The sequence below is a fragment of the Clostridium sp. AF32-12BH genome (genome assembly GCF_003477935.1).
Lineage (GTDB): Bacteria > Bacillota > Clostridia > Lachnospirales > Lachnospiraceae > Brotaphodocola.
This window is the reverse complement of record NZ_QUEH01000006.1, coordinates 58,121-78,782: the sequence shown is the minus strand read 5'-3', so window position 1 is coordinate 78,782 and position 20,662 is coordinate 58,121. Positions and strand designations below refer to the sequence as shown.

The following is a 20,662-nucleotide window of genomic DNA, read 5'->3' as shown; positions in this document are numbered from 1 at the left end:
GAGGTACCACAATGAATAACGGTACAGTTAAATGGTTCAACGCTACTAAGGGTTATGGCTTCATCACCAACGATGAGACTGGCGAGGAAGTATTCGTACACTTCTCCGGTATCGTAGCTGACGGCTACAAGACCTTAGAGGATGGCCAGAAAGTTACCTTCGATACCGCTGAGGGCAACCGTGGTCTTCAGGCTGTTAACGTTCACGTTGTAGCTTAATAATCTACCACCTAGAAAATGAAATACCCGGAATTCCGTCAAGGAGTTCCGGGTATTTTTTTATGTGTTTCATACAGAATTTTCATATAACAACAAAACCCCGGAAATCCTTGCGGATCCCGGGGTTTAAGCTCTAGTTGAGTTTTTATTACTTCAGGGTAACTTTTGCGCCCTCAGCCTCAAGTTTAGCCTTGATGTCCTCAGCCTCTTCCTTAGAAGCGCCCTCTTTCAGGACCTTCGGAGCACCGTCAACTACGTCCTTAGCCTCTTTCAGACCAAGACCGGTAGCTTCACGTACAACCTTGATAACTTTAACCTTGTTCGGGCCAACCTCGGTCAGCTCTACGTCGAACTCGGTCTTCTCCTCAGCTGCCTCGCCTGCGCCAGCTGCTGCTGCAACTACAACGCCTGCTGCTGCGGATACGCCAAACTCTTCCTCACAAGCCTTTACCAGCTCGTTCAGCTCTAATACGGATAACTCTTTGATAGCTTCGATAAACTCTGCAGTGGTTAACTTTGCCATTTTAATTTCCTCCATTAAAATAATTATATTTCTGAATCAATCATTGTGGTTCGATTTTCATCGAATTGCTTAAACTTAGTTCGGATGATCATGCGGCAAACTGCCGGTCTGTCAACAAATTAAGCCTCAGCGCTCTCGCCCTGCTTCTCAGCGATCTGATTAAGCACACGAGCGAAGTTGGTGATCGGAGACTGGATGCTGCCCAGCAATCTTCCGAGAAGTACTTCTCTGGACGGGATGGTTGCGATAACCTGCATACCCTTCTGATCATAGTAAGTACCTTCAATAACACCAGCTTTGATTTCCAGCTTGTCTGCTTTCTTAGCAAACTCAGCCAGGATTCTTGCCGGAGCTGTAGCGTCGTCCTTAGATACAGCGATTGCGGTCGGTCCTTCTAAATCCGGATCCAGAGCTGCAAAATCGGTACCCTCAGCTGCACGCTTGATCATGGTGTTCTTATATACTTTGTAAGCAACACCAGCTTCTCTTAACTGCTTACGCAGCTCGGTATCCTGAGCAACAGTAAGACCACGATAGTCTACTACTACTGCGGATGCAGCGCCGTTTAACAGCTCGGAGATCTCAGCTACGATAGGCTGTTTTAACTCAACTTTAGCCATGAATGTCTTCCTCCTGTTTTATTATATAACTGGAGACTGCAAGGAAAAGCCCCACTGTCAGACAGAGGGGCTCTACAAATTCGTCATAAATACAAATTGTACGTTCCTCGGTAGGCGGCTGTAACCTTACGCCTTGCGGCACCTACTGTCTTCGGCAGTCAATACTTGTGTATGATAACATACTATATTCGGATTGTCAATCAGTTTTTTACAAAATCCGATTAAGCCATCAGCTTAACTACGTTCAGCTTAACGCCCGGGCCCATGGTAGAGGTCAGGGTTGCGCTCTTAATGTAAGCACCCTTTAAGGTAGCCGGTTTTGCTTTGTTGATTGCATCCATAAGCGTCTGGAAGTTGTCCGCTAACTGCTCCTCAGTGAAAGAAGCTTTACCCACTGGCACGTGGATGATGTTGGTTTTATCAAGTCTGTACTCGATCTTACCAGCTTTGATATCGTTGATAGCTTTGGTTACGTCCATGGTTACGGTACCAGCCTTCGGGTTTGGCATTAAGCCCTTCGGTCCAAGTACACGACCCAGACGACCAACAACACCCATCATATCCGGGGTAGCTACAACTACATCGAAATCTAACCAACCCTCGTTCTGGATCTTCGGGATCAGCTCCTCAGCGCCTACGAAATCTGCGCCTGCAGCCTGAGCCTCGTCAGCCTTTACGCCCTTAGCGAAAACAAGGATTCTGGTAACTTTACCAGTTCCGTGCGGCAGAACTACTGCACCACGGATCTGCTGGTCAGCGTGACGTCCGTCACAACCGGTTCTGATATGAGCCTCAATGGTTTCATCAAATTTAGCTACAGCAGTCTTCTTAACAAGTGCGATAGCGTCTGCTGCATCATAAAGAGTAGCGCGGTCTACTGCTTTAGCCGCTTCTACGTATCTCTTTCCATGTTTCATAATAAAATAACCTCCTAGTGGTATTGTCGGGGATGTTCCCTCCCACGTATTTAAAGTTTCATCTCAGTTCTGTATGAAGAATTACTCCTCAACAGTGATACCCATGCTTCTTGCAGTACCTGCAATCATGCTCATAGCTGCTTCCAGACTTGCTGCGTTTAAGTCAGGCATCTTGGTCTCAGCGATCTTCTGAAGATCTGCCTTGGAGATGGTAGCAACTTTGGTCTTGTTCGGGGTTGCGGAACCGGATTTGATCTTGCAGGCTTTCTTTAACAGAACAGCTGCCGGCGGAGTCTTGGTTACGAAGCTGAAGCTTCTGTCTGCGTATACGGTAATAACAACCGGGATGATCAGATCGCCCTGATCTGCAGTTCTTGCGTTGAACTCCTTGGTGAACTGTACGATATTAACGCCGTGCTGACCGAGTGCCGGACCAACTGGCGGAGCAGGAGTAGCCTTGCCTGCCGGAATCTGTAATTTGATGTAACCAGTTACTTTCTTTGCCATGATAATGACCTCCTAATAATGTGGTATTGTCGGGGGTGTCCCTCCCACGAACCGGCCTCGCCGGTCCCTTTTCGTTGTTACATGTGTTTCACTTCTGTGAAATTGAGTTCAACCGGTGTTTCACGGCCGAACATTTCGACATTGATCGTAAGAGTGTGCTTACTTTCATTGATCGACTTAACGGCACCGATCGTGTCTTTCCATGCGCCGGCTGTTACCACAATGGTATCGCCAACTGCATAGTCCAGAGCAACTTCAGTCTTTCCAAAGCCGAGGCTCTCCATCTCATCATCGCTTAACGGAACAGGCTTGGAGCCCGGTCCGACAAAGCCGGTCACGCCGCGGGTGTTGCGTACTACATACCAGGTATCATCATTCATGATCATGTGGATGAGCACGTAGCCCGGGAACATTTTCTTGTCCGCAAGCTTCTCCACGCCGTTTTTGAGTTCTGCGACTTCGAGCATCGGAACGGAAACTTCGAGGATCTGATCCTGAAGGTTACGGTTCTCAATGGTTTTCTCAATGTCAACTTTTACTTTGTTCTCGTAGCCCGAATAGGTATGAACTACATACCACTTTGCTTCTGACATCTTATCACCCTCGCCTTAATTAAATAATGAAGCTGAGGCCCCATTTGATAATGAAATCCAGGATTGCGATGATAATTCCCAGCGCAGCGGTAACCGCTACTACAGCAACTGTCTGCTTGCCAACGGTTTCCTGGTCAGGCCATACGATTTTGTTGAACTCAGCTTTTAAACCCTTGAAAAAGCTCGTCTTCGGAGCCTTCTCAGTGCCTGTAGTTTCTCCCATAGTTCACACTCCTTACTTTGTTTCTTTGTGTAAAGTATGAGTTTTGCAGAATCTACAATATTTTTTGGTCTCCATGCGATCCGGATGTGTCTTTTTATCCTTCGTCATGTTGTAGTTCCGCTGTTTACATTCTGTACATGCCAGTGTAATCTTTGTGCGCACGACTTCCACCTCCACTTGATTTTTCGTTGTTTTTTCAGCCTTTCTTTTGTGTCTTGTCAGCCCGTAAGCTAATTTTGAGCATAAAAAAAAGACCTAAGCTCTTCCATTCGCCATATCACTATAGCATAACGATGTCCATGCGTCAATCTTTTTCTTTATTTTTTGCTGGATTTTTATTTTTTCCGGTCAGACACCTCCGCCAATGCAGATGGATACAAAATATACCTGCCGGACTCCTGCTTCTTTTAGTACCCGTGTGCAGGCTTCGATGGTGCTGCCGGTGGTGTAGATGTCATCGACGAGGATGACAGTTGCGGGCAGTGCGGTGCATGAGTGCCAGGCAGACAGCTGTCTGACTGCCGAAGACCGGATGACAAGCTTTTGTAAGAGACCAGACGATCTGCCTTCCCGCACCGCAAATGCTTTGCGCAGATTCCGCAGGCGTTCTTCCGGTCCAAGCTCTTTCTGCGGAGCCGTTTTCCGGGTGCGGACCAGCATTGTCTCATTTACAGAAAGTCCACTCAGACGTCCAAGACGCACCGCCAGCTCCCCCGCCTGGTTGAAGCCGCGGCTGCGCAGTCGGGCCGGATGTACCGGAACCGGCACCAGAACCGCATCTTTGTGTCTTGCAAAGAAATATCCATATCGCCGGACGATGGCCTCTGCGTAAAAATCCAGATATTCCCGCCGGTTTTTATATTTGACCGCCGCCATGGATTTCTGCGCCGCGTCATTGTAGCGGATCAGGGCAACGCCGGACTCAAAACTCCGTTGATGCCGTTTGCATTCCGGACAATATTCCTCCCGGTCACTGATGAGTTCTGCTCCACATTTTTTGCAGGATGGCTGCCGGATAAAATGCAGTTTTCGCACACAGCCTGCGCAGATCAGCGCGCCTTCCGGCAGAACGATCTGTCCGCACACCGGACATCGGCGCGGAAAGAGAAGCTGGAGGAGATTTTCCTGGAGAGATAATTTCAAGGGCAATTTTGCAGTTATGTTTGCAGATGATTCTACAGGCGGTTTTTGGGTCACCTTTGCAGATGATTCTACAAGCGGTTTTTTGGCCACCTTTTCAGATAATTTTGTGGGTGATTTTATAATTCCGATTGCATGACCTCCTGGATTCTGATTTTCAAGCCAGTATAGCGGCGCTGCTCCACGACATTGTCGACCATGGTCTGCAGCATTTCCGGGATGCCAACCAGGCAGACGCAAGCACGGGCACGGGTCACCGCTGTGTAGATTAAGTTTCTTGTCATTAACATGCGAGGACCGGAATAGACCGGAATGACCACTGCCGGGTATTCACTTCCCTGTGATTTGTGGATCGTGATGGCGTAAGCCAGCTCCAGTTCCTCCAGCTGTTTAAAGCTGTAGTCTACCATTTTCCCTTCATCAAACTCCACTGTCAGTTCTTCCGCAAACGTATTGATCTCGCGGATGATGCCAATGTCGCCATTGAACACGCCTGCTCCGGAATCGATCGGAATCCCATATTTGTTGCGGGTCTCCCACTCGATCTGGTAGTTGTTTTTGATCTGCATGACCTTATCGCCCACCCGGTAGATCGTACCGTTCACTTCCTTTTCCGGTTTCGATGGATCTTTCGGATTCAGAAAGCTCTGGAGAATGGTATTTAACCGTTCCACGCCAAGCGCACCTTTGCGCATGGGTGTCATGATCTGAATATCGAACATATCAGCATGAACATAGTTCGGAAGTTTTTCGCGCACCAGCGTCAGCATGGCGCTGATGATTGCGTCGGGGTGTTCCCGGCGGATGAACAGAAAATCTTTGCTGCGCTTTCCAAGCGGGATCTGCTCGCCATCGTTGATCTTATGGGCGTTGACGATAATATCGCTCTCTGCCGCCTGACGGAAGATCCGGGTCAGCTGCACCACATTGAACGCCCCAGATGCGATCATGTCGCGCAGGACATTGCCCGGACCGACGCTTGGGAGCTGATTGATATCGCCCACAAGGATCAGCCTGGTTCCCGGGTTCACCGCGCGAAGCAGTGCATGCATCAGATAAATATCTACCATAGACATTTCATCTATGATGATGGCATCGGCTTCCAGCGGATTTTCTTCATTTCGCTCAAAATGCATGCCGGAAGTATCTTTATCGTCCGACGGAACCCCGGTCAGTTCGAGAAGGCGGTGGATGGTCCGCGCTTCATACCCCGTCGCCTCGGTCATGCGCTTGGCTGCGCGGCCGGTCGGAGCCGCCAGCAGGATTTCCATCTCCTCCTGCTCGAAATAACGGATGATGGTATTGATCGTGGTTGTTTTACCGGTACCCGGACCACCGGTGATGATCAGGAGACCACTGTTGACTGCCTCGATGACTGCACGGATCTGAAGTTCATCCGGCTCGATTTTCTCCTCCGCGCAGATGACTTCCAATTTTTTGCGGATCTCTGTCTCCGGCTCGGAACCGCGCAGGTTTAAATCGTGAAGCATACGGGCAGTATTAAGTTCCGTGTAGTAATACTGGGATGCGTAAACATGACGGCTCGGTGCTGCTGAATGCTCCTCATCCACCTTCACCACGATCTTCTTTTCTATCTGAAGATCGGTCAGATGTTTTTCCATAACAGACGGATCTACATGCAGCAGTTCCGACGCTGCTGCCAGCAATTCCTCCTGCGGCAGGTAGGTGTGTCCGTTTGTCACAGACTGTAAGAGGGTATAGTAAATGCCGCTGCGGATACGGAAATCGGAATCGGTGAAAATGCCAACTTTCTGAGCGATCTCGTCTGCCATCTTGAAACCGACTCCCTGGATATCATCTGCCAGGCGGTACGGGTTTTCTTTGATGATGCCGTACATGCGGGAACCGTATTCATTATAGATTTTTAGGGCAAGATTCATGGAAATACCATAGTCCTGCAGAAACATCATAGCCTGGCGCATTTCTTTTTTCGACTCCATCTGCTCCGAAATCGCACGTGCCATTTTTTCACTGATTCCTTTTACCTCTGCCAGCCGCTCCGGCTCTTCCTCGATGATGCGGAACGTATCTGCCTTAAAACGGCGCACAATGCGCGCTGCCAGGGCAGTTCCCACACCGCGGATGGCTCCGGAACCCAGATAGCGTTCCATGGATGCCGTATCTTCCGGTGCTTTCAGTTCATAGGATTCTACCTGGATCTGCTCACCGTAGATCGGATGTTCCACTTCACGTCCGGTTGCCTCGATAAAATCTCCTTCACTGATATAAGGAAAGGTTCCCACCAGGACATAATCCAGTCCGTCCGCGCTGACATCCAGAATGGAGTATCCATTTTCTTCGTTGCGATATTTGATTCGTTCCACATATCCGCTTACTGTCGCCATTTTTTGTTTCTCCTGTATCCTCCCGCATAATCGGTGTTTCTTGCTGTTTTTCAATCCACAGTCGATCATTTCACGGAGACTGACTATGATTTGCCTCTTGTCAGTGGGGGATACCGATTTATCTCCGCCCACCACTGCCGTTAAGTTTCCTGTTGGTAATTCATCTCGCCACCTGTAGAGGATGGGAGAATCCTTGCTATTGTTGGGGAAATCTCCTGTGAAACAAGAAAGAATGTGCCTTAGCACATTCTCGCGCCGAGGCGCGGTTGCCGAAGCAACCATCCACCCTTGCGCCGAGTGCGCATCCCCGCGGAGCGTTTTTGTTTCATAGGACGCACTTTCCTATGAAACAAGAAAAGGCCCGCGTCCGCGATGGACACGAGACCCTTTCGATCTGTTAGTTGAATTCCTGCTCTTTTTTGTCTCCATGCTGGAATTCGATGAACTTACCGGTTCCGATTGCCACGGCAGTCAACGGATCTTCCGCTACCATAGTGGTGATGCCGGTTTTCTCTTCGATCAGCTGATCGAGACCGTTTAACAGGGAACCACCGCCGGTCATAACGATACCGCGGTCAAAAATATCAGCTGCAAGTTCCGGAGGAGTTCTCTCCAGGACATTGTGAACAGCATCTACGATCTGCATAGCCGGCTCGCGCAGTGCTTCCAGGGTTTCCTCGGAAGTAACCTCAATGGTCTTCGGAAGTCCGGTAACCAGGTTACGTCCGCGAACCTCCATTTTTAAAACCTCTGGTCTGCGGTATGCGGAACCAATGTTGATCTTGATTTCCTCTGCGGTTCTCTCACCGATGAGCAGATTGTGTTTCTTTCTCATGTAACGGACTAACGCTTCATCGAAATCGTCTCCGGCGATCTTGATGGAGGTGCTTACTACGGTTCCGCCCAGAGAGATGACTGCGATATCTGCAGTACCGCCTCCGATATCTACGATCATGTTTCCGCAGGCTTTGGAAATATCAATTCCGGCACCGATCGCTGCTGCAACCGGCTCCTCGATAATGGATACTTCACGTGCCCCTGCCTGATAGGTAGCGTCTTCCACTGCCTTCTTCTCTACTTCGGTCGCACCACTCGGGATGCAGACTGCGATGCGCGGTTTGCGCAGGGTACGCTTGCCAACGGCTTTGTTGATGAAATATTTTAACATTTTCTCAGTAACGGTATAATCAGAAATAACGCCCTGACGCAGCGGTCTTACGGCAATGATATTGCCCGGGGTTCTTCCGATCATCAGGCGCGCTTCCTCGCCGATCGCCATGATCTTGTTGGAATCACGGTCAATCGCTACTACGGAAGGCTCTTTCAGGACAACGCCTTTGCCTTTGATATATACCAGAATGCTCGCCGTACCTAAATCGATTCCGATATCGTTGGATACTAACATAAATTTCCTCCTGATGTTTCTCTTCTCACAACTGTGTATTCGCCACAGCTGCCTTGTTTCCCAGTTCTGTCACTGCTGTTCACACATACGTGAGCAGCTATCTATGAATATGCGCAAAGAGCACAATTTTCGTTCTAATCTCTCTTATTATATACAATCCAGGAGGTTTTTGAAAGGGTTTTTTTATTTTTTATTATGTTTATATTTTTTTTATGGTAGCGACACAGTTTGGTCACAATTCTTTTCTATACTCTAAGTACATTATCCGAAAGGGTAATGGAACCTTTGTTTCAAGTGAAAACTTGAAATTACAAAGCTTTTTCATACTCATACCGGGCAGCCCGAAACTGCCCGGCCCCCCTAAAACATTTTCTTTTATTTTGTATACCTACCATTCCCAAAATCAAAGGGCGAAAAGGACTGCCAAACCTTTTCGCCCTTTGATTTTGCTTTTCTGCTTTGGATTTTCCCTGCTATTTTTCCTGCCCGTTTTGATTTTTCTGTTTTTGCACGTGTTTTCGATCCTTATTCTTCCTGTTCACAGCATACAGACCGGCTGCAGACAACAGAAGCAGCGCACCGAAAAAGCAGGGTTTCCGTTCATCTCCCAGACGCGGAAGACGGATCTTCCACCGGCCATCTGGTCCTAAATACAGCCAGCCCGCACCGTCTGGTGGCAACGGCTGATACCATGCAAGAATTTTTCCGATGCGAAGAACCGGCTGGATTTTGGGGTTCTCATACTCTGAACTGCCACCTCCCGGCGTTTTCTCTTCTTCCGGTTTCGGCTTGTCCGGCTCTGGTGTTTCCGGTATGTCTTCTTTCGGTATTTTCCGGTCCACCACGATCAGACCCGTTCCATTCCAGATCTTTGCCTGATCTGCACGGACAATCCGGCTGCCATCTTCCGAGATTTGAAAGCAGACCGGTTCAAAGCACTCGTAACCTTCCGGTGATTTTTCTTCAATCAAAAGATATTCTTTTCCCGCGGTCAATCCTTCCACTGCATGCCACGGTGTTTTCTTTTGGGTAATCCAGCTGATCAGCGGTGCATCCGGATTATAGACCGGCGTTCCATCTTCTTTTTTTCCGGTGATTTCATAAACAGCCAGTCGGGCTCCCACAAGAAACCATTCTGACGGAATTTCTTCCACATCCGGTATTTCCAATCCGGAAATCTCATATCGTCTGGAAATTTCATATTGCCTGGCAGTTTCATCTGTCATTGTATTCGCACCTGATATTGCTCCTGCATCCGTTTTGATGCCTGCTCCGGCATTGCGTGTTCCATCCGGAGCAGACATTGCATCCGCATCCAGCTTTGCTATCACAATCCTGGTTTTGTGATCTGTCACCGTGATCTGCTTCTGTGCGCTTCCTCCCCACGGGTAAGATGCGACTCCCAGATCCGGCTCAAATTGCCACCGGATCACTTCCGGATTCAGCGCATAGCCAGGCGGCGGGATCACTTCACGCAATTCATACCAGAACGGATGAATAGCGCCATCTGCCCCTGTTTCTCCCACAGGAAGACTCTTCTGCTCAGCCGGTGCCGTCAGACGGAGCCGGAATACCGGCTGCTGCAATTGTGTATCTGCAGTTTCCTGACCGTTCATTTCGCGATATTCCGTTTTCTTGGGTCCCAGTTTCTGAACCAGCTTCTGGCGTTCTGTTTCCCGGTATGCCGCAAGTTCAAACACTGCACCTTCAAGCATCCGTCCCGCAGAGTCCGTCTTTTCCAGTTTTAAAGTACCGGTCACCGGCCGGTCGTTCACACGCACAACACGGATCTCCGGCTGCCATTCATACACGATCTCTACCGGGAGAAAGGTTGTGTAGTAATCCGGGCTTTTCTGCTCTGTCAGCCAGTATATGCCATCCGGCAGACGCCGGATCCGGTGCGGTTTTAAATCGCCCTCCGCATAGCCTTGCGGGATTCTGCGGTTGATGGCATCCAGTTCCGTGTACCGGCCATCACTTCCGCTTATCCAGGAATCAAACAGATAGCTGTTGCTTTTTGTCAGACCGCCTTCTTCATTCGCACGGTAAAGTGCCAGCCTGGCTCCGGCAAGTTCTTTGTCCCCATCCTCATACACTTTCGAGATCAGCAATGTCCCCTCTTCGTTCTCCACACGGTAAAGCTGTACATCTCCCGTATCGTTTACCGTAATCAGTACCTCACCTGCCCGCGCAAACCCCGGCGGTACTTTCGTTTCAACCAGGACATAACTGCCTCCGGCCGGAAGGTAATCAAAACGCTGGCGGTTTTCTACGGTCAGATACGTACAGGCATGTGTGTTTACGTCTGACAGCTTCTGCCAGTCAAACTGATACTCGAAACGGAACGGATGGTCCGCAAAAAGATCCTGCTCTCTGGTCACACCGATCCGGATCTTTGCTCCATTTTTCATCCGGTATACATAAACGGTCTGCTCTGGGTCTGTCGGTTTTAACAGTTCTTTCTTGTACCCTGCCTCATATTCTGCCCGGTAAAGATGTTCCCCCGCATCCCACATGACGCTGCTTCCCGGCTTTGCTCCATGTTCCAGATACATAGTTTCAAATGCATCCGGGAAATCGCGGTAAGTTGTACCGTCATCCGTAACCCAGTGCGCGATCACAGACGAGGGATCGTACTCCGGTGCGCCATCTTTGTAACAGATATTCCCCGCTGCATCCAGGCGCGCCGGATACAGGGTGAAACCGGCACCGCCAAGGAACTGTTCTCCCTCTGCATGATCTTTTCCGTTTTCCAGATAATATTTTTCTACCTCAACGCGCGTGTGATCCTCCTTCATTTCATATTTCTGAAGTTCCGGACGTTCTGCCACCGTAACCGCGATTGGGTCATGCGAAACAAACCCGGATGGCACCTCAAGTTCCTTCCAAAAGTAACGTCCCGTCGGAAGCTGCGTGACAGAATGGGGCTGGCTGGTTGTGGTCCAGACAGTCACAGGTGCGCTTTTGCCTTCAGCCACTGCCAGTTTTGCATTATCGTTTTCTGCTGTATCGGAGCCTGCATCGCCTGTTTTCCACAATCCAAGCACGGCACCTTCGACATATCCACAATCAAATGCAGAGTTTGTTTCTGTACCATCGGTCTTTGAGAATTCGGTCTTTGTCGGCTGATCGACCATGGTCACGGTCTGGTTTTCACTTTTTTCCTCTACCTGAATTCCAACCGGAAGTGCCTTTACAAAACCTTCCGGTGCCTGCAATTCTTCCATAATATAGCAGCCTGCTGCGACCCGCTCTAAAACATCTGCACTTCCCGTTGTCATATCCGCCGCAAATGGGTCGTTTGGATATTTTTCGGAAGTAATCCAGGTGTTTTCCATCACGTAGGCTTCTCCCTGCCGGTGCAGCAATGTCTGGTTTTCGTCAAAAAGCTGCGCATGCTCCTGCACTCCATATGCAGCATGGTTATATGCTTCCAGATTATCCGAAAACTGAGAACGGACAAAATCTCCATTCCGGTCGTAAAATTCTGCTGCCTTGTCATATGTTTCTTCACTCTGCGGATAGTACATTACCAGACCATGACGGTCGTAAACCGGATTCATCGATTTTTTAAACTGTCCGTTATTGTCATCCAGAAGGATTTCCTCATTCCGATTTTGTCCCCGGCTGTTCTGGTGAAGCGTAGATTCCCGGTGACTTTCTTCTCCATGCTCCGATTTCCAGCTTCCGGTCAGGTAGGTGTGATCTCCGTCCCCGGCAAGCGCCGCGCGGAATGTCGTGATCTTATCCCGCGCAATGATGTTGCCGTACGCATCCTTCCGGAGATTGACCGGCCAGACAAGCACCTGCTTTTTCCCGGCTCCGGTTCCATCTTTTCCACGGATCTGGTCCCAGCTTCCGTTGTTTCCGTCAAAATCCTTTACGACGTATGCCATGCCGGTATACGGATCGACCAGGGCATCCCGCGCTCCATCACGTCCCAGATGATAAACATGGGTTCCCTCATCCAGCGTCAGGACCTTATCCTTTTCATCATAGCTGATCTTTGTCAGATCTCCTCCCGCAAATTCAAGAAATTTCGACTCGCCCTTCCAGGCAAAAGCCTGATAACGTCCGTCCCGGCCATCCGTCTCTGGTGTAATGGTGATCGTCAGGTCACTCAGGTCATAATACAGGATATCCGTATCCGGGCGTATGACGGTAAGCGAATTCCAGCTGTTTCCCTCCACCTGGATTATCTCACCATAACGATCTGTACCGGCAGGCCAGGTAACCGTATACCGGTGTCCTTCCTCATCGCGCTCTGGAAGAAATTCCGTTTTTTCCCCTCCGTAACCTTCTTTTACATACATACGCTCAATATGCCCTGCATCATTGCGCTCGATCACCAAACCTTCATAGGTGAAATCCTGGGAATCTCCGGACGGAGTCAGGGAAATGGCATCAAACAAGGTCATTTTTGCCCCGACAGCATAACCGGGCTCCTCATTTTCCGCACAGTCTGCACGTTTTTCCACCTGCAGACGGATTGGTTCATTCTCCAGGTATACCCGCGCCGTATGAATCTGATCCTGCGGCTTGGTTTTCCAGGTTGTCTGTTCTTCTGCCGGATCCTCGTAAATGGCAGAAAGCACCCGCTTGTCCCGGTTTCCATTCTGGTAATAAGCCACCTGGTCAGAATAAAGTTCCAGCGCTACCGGCCTGGAACGGACATAGCCCGCCGGAGGTTTTGTCTCACACAGCACATACGTACCTGCGGAGAGTGGCTGTGGTGTATTCAGGTAGCCGACCGTCTGCAGCTGATATTCCAACTCCTGTGCTGTCTTGCTGTTTCTGACAACTTCAATGTTTCCTGCAATCTGTTCCCCTGCAGAGATTTTCTCTGTCTTCATCGCCTGATTTTTTCCATCCGGAGCCGGAACAAGACCATCCCGCACAGTAACAAAGGCTTTCATAACACCAGTTTCCAGGCCAAACCGGTCTCCCAGAAGGATCTGCTCGGACTCGTCGCATACCGGAGTCCCTGCCGGGACAACACCGGTATACAGATCACCGAGACTTCTTCCTCTTAAAACCGGGCGGATATCTGCTGCTCCCATGGCAGTCAGAAATTCCTTTGTCCCATCGATCTGCGTATCTTCCTCATAAAAAAGGACCTTTCCCTCCCCGTCTTTCGCATCGTCGCGCTTTGCCGCATAAATACGGAATATGGCGCCATCATGCAAAATGTTTTCATGGGTTTCGGAATCCAGTTTTTCCAGGCGGATCCTTGCCGTATAGAGGCGGTTTCGGAAGCGGACATTTCCATATCCAAGACAAATCGAATCTGCTGTATTGTCCAAAGGCGCTGCTTTCTCCAAGTCTGCTGTATTGTCCAAAGGCACTGTTGCCCCTGAATCTGCTGTCTGGATTGTGTTTTTCAAAGTATCTGCACCCAGCACTGAATACGGCACCAGGGCAGATGCATAACGACCATCATACGCTGTCTGGGATCCCAGCATGGCTGCGACCTGGTCCCGGTAATAAATTCCAGGCACATTGTCTTCTGTGACAGTACCGCCCGGATACCAGACGTCATCCACAATCTGGGACTGTTCCGAAACGGAACTGTAACGATATACCGCAGAAACAAGATTCCGACCTGCCTGTCCTTCACTCAGATAATATGGCACTGCGCCCGAAGCCCGGTCATCCTGTACATTGTAATAGTTTTTAAACGGCCGGTATTCCGACTGTGTCAATGCAAAATAATCACCGACAGCCGGACTTACCGGCACTCCGTTTTGGATCCGGTCAATCTCCATTCCATATTTGTAAATTTTGTAATCGCCCCGGTTGCTGTGCGCCTGGATCACATGGGACTCTTCCAGGAAGCGGATGTGATAACGTTTTTCCAGTTCTGCTGCCGTATAGGACGCTTTGTACTGATAAAACGGATCCAGCCTTCCGGGAGAAGTCCGGGCGCCAGCTTCATCGGTATACACGGCAGGCAGGGAAATTTCTTTGGGTTTATCCACCTCGTAATGACGGTTTTTGAAATCTTCCAGATCTGCATATTTCGGCTGCTGCTCCACAACCACATAGGTTCCGTATGGAAGCATCGCTGAAATCCCGTAATATTCCAGTTCCGATTCTGCCCCGCCAGACTCGTTTCGGACATCTACGAATTTGTTTTGAACATCTGCGGATTTGTTTTGAACATCTGCAGATTTGCCTTGGACGTTTGCGGATTTGCTTTGGACATCTGCAGATTTGCTTTGAACATCTGCGGATTCGTTTCGAGCGCCTGTGGACTCGTTTCGAATGTCTACGGATACCGTCGTAGCATCCCGGTCTGTCCCACCGTTTGCTTCTGTATCCCATGCAATCGCATACAATTCATCCAGATCATAGGCAAAGAATGGTTTTAAATAATTCTGCGCCTTTATGATGGCTTCCCGCAGTCCACAGTCCAGAATTTCATCCGAAAAACCCGTACTGCCCTGATTGGCCGTGTATTCCGGCTGCTGTTTTCCTGACGCAGCGGTCTCCGACATGGTGCTCTCTGGTGCGGCACTCTCTGACGGCTGGACCAATTTCGCGATCTCAGCATCCAAATACCAGGTAATGGCGAACTGCCGTACCCGGTCCGAAACCCTCGTGTTCCAGATGGTGTCTTCACTATGGTTGGCTGCATTGCCGATCGGGCGCCAGCTGGTATACGTCGGTGCCGCATCATCCCACTTGTCGTGATTTGCGGTTTCGATGGCATCAAAAAATTTCTCGTAATTGGGGCGTTTCACCGTGCGTGTCCGGTTTCCGTCTTCCACCAGTGCTTCTGTTGTCTCAAGAAGTGCCGTATAACCAGACGATGGCTCTTTCCGGATTTTTCCGTCCTGATACGCGTAAAGTGCCTCGTTGTAAACTGCCGCATCGTCTGAGTTTTTATATAACGGATCAGTGCGATGCAGCACTCTCGTATCAATCTGGTTTACCAGTTCCGGAAATGCAGTATTCGCCTGTTTTTGCCCGGCAAAATTCCGTTCATTTCCTTTCCGGTCCTGCCAGATCACAGTACCGTCTTCTGCGCGGTAAAGCTTCTGAAGATTTGATTTCAGATACACTTTAAAGCGGAAATTTTCCATTGCTTCTGCTTTGTCATACGTTTTCGTCCACCAGTCTTCATGCACATCTGCGTAGGAATCTGTATTATTGTAAGAAGTCTTTTCTATGGTCTTGCTGATCCGGATCTGCTGGCGGATACTCCGCTCTTCCACCGAGACCGGGGCCGCGAAAGTCCCGCTTCCCGGTCTTCCCGCGCCATCCTGCCAGACGGCATCCTGCCCCGGATACACCAGTTCCGCACGTTTCACAAAGCTGTTTTCCTCTCCCTCGATTCCGGTTTTATAATCCAGGCTGGCACGCACAAATGCCCGTTTCACGGTTTCATAATAAGCGGCTGCGCCCATGGTATCGCCCGGCTTCCAGTTTCCCGTCAGCCCTGCCATATCCTCCTGTGTCAGCACAACCTGCTCCGCGCCAGGCAGCACCAGCTTAAATTCATACTGCTGTGCCGTGTCATCCCGGTGAACTGCTCCGTAAAAATCGGTATAGCTGCTCTCTGCGTGCCAGACATTTTCCTGTATCTTAGAAGTGATCTCTGTCCAGTTTCCATAGTTTTTCCGGGTCTCACCCGGCACAGTTTCTTCTATATACTGGATTTTGGGAATCCGGTTTCCTGCTGCGTCAAGCGGTATCTCGCCCGGTTCGTAATACACGTTTTCTGTAACACAACGGGTTATGAGACTGCCATCTGCATCCATTGCTGCGTCCGGGACAAGAAGCGCCGATACCCGGAGTGGTCCAAAAGTTCCCGCTCCGTCTCCTCCTGACGCCGCAAAATCCGTATATACCCCAAAACTGTTTTCCTCTTCTGCTTCCGTGTAAACTGCATAGACATATCGGGGCGCACCAGAATGCTCCTGCGGTACAAAAGGAACCCGCAGATAAAATGCCGCACTCCGGTCTCCACGCTCCGGCACATAAAAACTCTCCGGATTTCCGACGCGGCCTGCATATAACGTGATAAGAAACGTATCTTCTATCTCTTCGATCCGGTCCACACCACCATAGGAGTAATACGCATTTTCCTGATAATAATCGAGCAGCGCAGCCAGAATTTCTCCTGCCGATGCTTCTTCGCCATTTTCTTTCTGACGCGCGATGCGCAGTGTAATAACAGGTGCACCATACTGCACCTGACTTCCGCTTGCAAATCCGGTATCATATACCGGCTGCTCCAAAGTCGTATAGCGGGATCCGGCATCGGAAGTCTGCTTTGGGGTTCCCTTTCCATGCGCCCGCAGGATTAGTTCCAGCTTATATTTAATAAATCCGGTATCTGCCTGCGTAAATGCTTTTCTCAGCCGTTCCTGCACCGCTGCTTCATCCATTCCGGTTTCCGCACGCTGCATCAGTTCCTCGCAGCGGGACGTATCCAGTTTCTTTTCTTCTGCGCATTCTGCCCCTGTTACCGTCCGGTTTACCGGGCGCTCTCTGGTAAGCATGGTTCCATCCGCACGATACTTTGGATACTGTCCTTTCTCTTCCGCGGTAACATAGACCGGATTCCCCCAGGCATCCGTCTCGATTTCTTCTGTGAAACGACCGGTTCCAACCTGCGTCGGTTTTGTTTTTACGGTCTTGTCCAGGCGATACAGTCTGCTTCCTGCCGGAATTCCGGAAAATGCCAGATCAAAACCTCCGCTCTTTTCACTGCTTACCTCGAAAAACAATTCCTGAAACGTCGGATCTCCGTATGCGCCGCTCGCACCAGCCTGTACCTGCTGCTGCGCATAGAGCCCCTTTGTCACCGTTGCATAGCCATCACCTGCTGCCGCTGATACCGCAGCATTCAGATCCTGTCCTGCATTCGTGAACGGATGTTTCCGGTTTCCGACCGACAGTTCATATCCCTCTGACCGGCTGAGTTCTTTCACGTAGTATTCGCCCATCAGAAGCGGTCTGCCGATCCAGCAATTTCCATTCGCCGCCTGGTAATCCGGATAGGTTCTCAGATATTGTCCGTCTGCGGTATAATCATCCAGTGTCTGGCTTCTGTCATACAGATTGGAAGGTGCCGACTGGTTCCAGCCGCCCGGCCGGTTCGTGATCTGTCCGCTTTCATACTGATAAAACTGCCCCGGCGCTTCCGTGAACGCAAGAAACGAGGCATCTCCATTCTTGTCTGTGGAAGTCACAGCAACCAGATCGTCTTTTTGATAAACGATTCCTGTTTTTCCATCCGGATGCACCAGGTTTTCCGCTGCAAACAGACCATACACTGCGCCTTCTAAAACTGCGTCACCCTGACTGTCTCCATAGGAACCGTAATCCCAGCTTTCACCGCTTTTTAAGTCCATATCGCGCTTGTTGATGTGAAGTTCGCCTTCCGTCCTGTGATCGTAGATCCGCCACCAGTCCTCTTCGTGATCCGCATTGTTGCAGTGACTGTATTGATCTGATGGCCCTGTATCCGTCTCACTTCCGCTGCTCACAGCATTCAATCCCCGGTTGTAGGCCTCCACGAAACAATCTGCACCTTCTGCAGAGGCTGCGCGTCTGCCGTTTTTGGAAGATCCGGTTAAGGTTGTGACTGCCACCTCTGTGGCTGTTACTGCTGCTTCCGTGACAGCTGCTGCCCCAGGATTTTCCGTCTGGTCAGCTGGGAACTGGAGTTTCAGGATCCACTGTTGAGAAACACGATCTGCGTCCTCCGTGTTTTCTGTGTCTTTCGTGTTTTCTGTGTTCTCCACATCCGATGCTGTTGCCTTCTGTACTGCCGTGTACATTTTCGCAGCTGGCATGCGTATCTTTGTATCTTGCATAAGGGTTTCCTGCTCCGCTGCGGGCGTCTTCGCTTCCACTGTCGCTTCTGCATCTGACACAGTTGCTTTCGCATTCGATCCCGTTGCTTCGGCAACCGGGGATTCCCCCTGTTTTTCTTCCGCTTTCCGGTCGTCGATCAGCTGCACTTCATCGGTCCATACCGGGATAAATATGGAAAATAATTTCTGCCAGAATGATTTCTGTTCTTTTTTCACCAGCGGAGCTTCCACCTCCGCAACCATCCGGCCTTCTTCTGCCTGCTGCCGCAGTTTTTGCAGCGTTTTCGCCGGTTCCGGAGCAGCGTGGTCACTTACCCGGATTTCGTTGCTGTAAATGCCTGCAAAGTCCGCATTGGCTCCGTGTTCCGACGCATCCGTGATGATGACTTCAATTGGGAGGTCATCGCTGTGATTTCCATGAAGGGTGTAGCCTTCCCGCGCTGTGTCTTCCGCAATGGCATAACTGTATTTCAGGGAAATAAAACGCTCATAGGTTTCCCGGGTATCGTCCTCGCAGCCAGAATCGGAAAATGATCTGCTTCCGCCTGCTGAGGCAGTGGCACCGGCTGAAGGCGTTTCGCCTTCTTCTCCTCCACTGGATGCAATATTTCCAATCTCTCCCATGTCCACCTCCGGCATAAGCCAGTGAAAATGGACACCGGAAAAATCTCCTTCTGACCAGGTTTCACAGGACTGGTATGTATTCTGCCAGAGCGCCGCAAGGCGGCGGTTTTCCTCCTTTGCCACGTCAATTTCCTCCTGGTTTTCTATCTCTCCGGTTTCTTCATTTTCCTCTTCTTCTGGTACCGAGACAAAAACCGGTGCCGGATGACCGTCACAGAAGGTCTTATCGTAATGATAACCATGCTCGACTGTTTTGGCGGATTCTCCCGCCGCATCAGTCATCATGGCAGAGACAAAGCGGAAATCGTCCCACAAAACCGGACTGTCTTTGTGAAAGCTTTTATAGGGTGCTCCTCCCGCATAGATATACGCGGCACTATCCCGGTCTGTATGGATCTCCTCTTTGTCGTCAAACCGCTCATAGAGGGAAAATACTGCATTCTCCAGCGGTTTCCCGGTTTCATGGTCGTACTTTCTCAAGCGGACATTATAGGTGGAGGTCCAGTCTTCCTCATGACGGTAAACCTCAAAAGCCATGTCTCCGCCCTGCCCGGTTCCGCCGGAAACTGCTCCGCCCGTTCCTGCATAGTAACAAAGCTGGGGAACATTGACTTCCACAAACGCCAGGCGCTGGTGCGCAGACAACGGCGCGGAGCCATTGTACATCTGGCGGTGTGTCCCGGAGCAGCGGCTGCAGCGCCAGATCTGCAGACATTGTTCATACACTTCTTCCGGCGAAGAAAACATTCCGCCGCCGGAAGCATACCGTGTTCCGCGGACATCGAACATCAGATACAGTGCCCCGCCGCCGGTATTAGTCAGCCGGATCTCGGTATCTGTCTTCTGGCATACCCAGCCGCCAGGCACCTGCGCGGTAAACGAACCTTCTGCACCCGTGGAAGAAAATTTAAGCGGGACACTGCGGATAAATTCTGCATCCGCCCCGGACGGATCCAATGCCAGAACATATTCCCCGGAGCGTTCTGCGCCCTGCACCGGGGTCAGCTGCAGCGGATTTCCCGCCTGGGTATGTCCCTGCAGCACAGACGGGACACCACCGCCAGATGCACGGGCATTTCTGGCTTCTGCAGCATTTTCTTCTGCCTGCATGCTTTCCTGCTGCACAGGCAGAAGACCGGCAGGCAGATCAGCTTTTTCCGCCTGAGGATCTGCACCTGCACTGCGCGCCGTGCCTCCCAGCAGGCCCGCCAGCTGCAGATACGTTTCTTCTTTTTCCAGCACGGTTTTCAGCCACGGGTATTTTCCGCGGACGGACGGCGAATGGATCAAAAGTTTCAGATCTGCCTCTGTGACCAGGTTTGAGATGGCCGGAACACCCTGTGCGGATGCACCGGCATTGATGTTCTGGATCACCGCATTGATCTGCGGTACATTGCCAAAGCTGGCCTGCAGCGTCAGCATGCCCCAGAATACGATGGCCATTTCTTCTCTTGTAAGTGTCTCGGACGGCAGTATGTACACATATTCATCGCCATCGATCAATGCCCGGTTTGCTCCGGTTCCATCGATACAGTAATGATGGAAACCGGAACCGTATGCAATCATGGTATCGCCCGGCTGGGCTGCTTCTGCCTTCCAGGGAAGCTGAAAGAAAACCGGGAGCAGTTTCCCACTGATCAGCAGGACTGCCAGAAACAGTGCTAACTTCTTCCTGATGCTAAGGAATCGTTTCATTCTT

Annotated in this window: 12 protein-coding genes and 1 other annotated feature; of the genes, 1 reads left to right on the top strand and 11 read right to left on the bottom strand. The window is 50.4% G+C overall.

Annotated features, from left to right (window positions below):
* The first annotated feature begins 11 nt into the window (after window positions 1-11).
* Window positions 12-218 carry a cold-shock protein gene (locus DWZ40_RS07350; RefSeq protein WP_118531268.1) on the top strand — a complete coding sequence of 69 codons (207 nt, stop codon included), beginning with the start codon at window positions 12-14 and terminating at the stop codon, window positions 216-218.
* A 148-nt stretch (window positions 219-366) separates the two neighbouring features.
* Here DWZ40_RS07350 and rplL read toward each other — a convergent pair whose 3' ends face one another.
* The 11 genes from rplL to DWZ40_RS07295 all read right to left on the bottom strand — a co-directional run bounded on the left by rplL (window position 367) and on the right by DWZ40_RS07295 (window position 20,658).
* A complete protein-coding gene (gene rplL, locus DWZ40_RS07345) occupies window positions 367-741 on the bottom strand; it encodes a 50S ribosomal protein L7/L12 (RefSeq protein WP_118542223.1) in 375 nt (124 codons plus the stop codon).
* A 119-nt stretch (window positions 742-860) separates the two neighbouring features.
* Window positions 861-1,361: a 50S ribosomal protein L10 gene (rplJ, locus tag DWZ40_RS07340; RefSeq protein WP_118542221.1), complete on the bottom strand. Its 501-nt coding sequence runs from the start codon at window positions 1,359-1,361 to the stop codon at window positions 861-863.
* Window positions 1,362-1,394: 33 nt separating this feature from the next.
* Window positions 1,395-1,534: a sequence feature (ribosomal protein L10 leader region), on the bottom strand.
* A 48-nt stretch (window positions 1,535-1,582) separates the two neighbouring features.
* The gene (rplA, locus tag DWZ40_RS07335; protein ID WP_118531262.1) at window positions 1,583-2,278 is read right to left on the bottom strand and encodes a 50S ribosomal protein L1; all 696 of its coding nucleotides are present in this window, start codon (window positions 2,276-2,278) and stop codon (window positions 1,583-1,585) included.
* Between the two features lie 81 nt (window positions 2,279-2,359).
* The gene (gene rplK / locus DWZ40_RS07330) at window positions 2,360-2,785 is read right to left on the bottom strand and encodes a 50S ribosomal protein L11 (protein ID WP_118531260.1); all 426 of its coding nucleotides are present in this window, start codon (window positions 2,783-2,785) and stop codon (window positions 2,360-2,362) included.
* Window positions 2,786-2,862: 77 nt separating this feature from the next.
* The gene (nusG, locus tag DWZ40_RS07325; protein WP_118542219.1) at window positions 2,863-3,378 is read right to left on the bottom strand and encodes a transcription termination/antitermination protein NusG; all 516 of its coding nucleotides are present in this window, start codon (window positions 3,376-3,378) and stop codon (window positions 2,863-2,865) included.
* A gap of 19 nt (window positions 3,379-3,397) precedes the next feature.
* Entirely contained in the window at window positions 3,398-3,601 is a 204-nt protein-coding gene (gene secE / locus DWZ40_RS07320; RefSeq protein ID WP_118542217.1) for a preprotein translocase subunit SecE, read from the bottom strand.
* A 12-nt stretch (window positions 3,602-3,613) separates the two neighbouring features.
* On the bottom strand, window positions 3,614-3,763 hold the full coding sequence (gene rpmG / locus DWZ40_RS07315) for a 50S ribosomal protein L33 (RefSeq protein WP_080552267.1): 150 nt from the start codon (window positions 3,761-3,763) through the stop codon (window positions 3,614-3,616).
* Window positions 3,764-3,949: 186 nt separating this feature from the next.
* The gene (locus DWZ40_RS07310; RefSeq protein ID WP_347560064.1) at window positions 3,950-4,798 is read right to left on the bottom strand and encodes a ComF family protein; all 849 of its coding nucleotides are present in this window, start codon (window positions 4,796-4,798) and stop codon (window positions 3,950-3,952) included.
* A gap of 62 nt (window positions 4,799-4,860) precedes the next feature.
* On the bottom strand, window positions 4,861-7,107 hold the full coding sequence (locus DWZ40_RS07305) for an ATP-dependent RecD-like DNA helicase (RefSeq protein WP_118542215.1): 2,247 nt from the start codon (window positions 7,105-7,107) through the stop codon (window positions 4,861-4,863).
* A 397-nt stretch (window positions 7,108-7,504) separates the two neighbouring features.
* The gene (gene mreB / locus DWZ40_RS07300) at window positions 7,505-8,512 is read right to left on the bottom strand and encodes a rod shape-determining protein MreB (protein ID WP_118542213.1); all 1,008 of its coding nucleotides are present in this window, start codon (window positions 8,510-8,512) and stop codon (window positions 7,505-7,507) included.
* Window positions 8,513-8,985: 473 nt separating this feature from the next.
* Window positions 8,986-20,658, bottom strand: coding sequence for a hypothetical protein (locus DWZ40_RS07295; protein ID WP_118542211.1), 11,673 nt, complete (start codon window positions 20,656-20,658; stop codon window positions 8,986-8,988).
* Window positions 20,659-20,662: the final 4 nt, after the last annotated feature.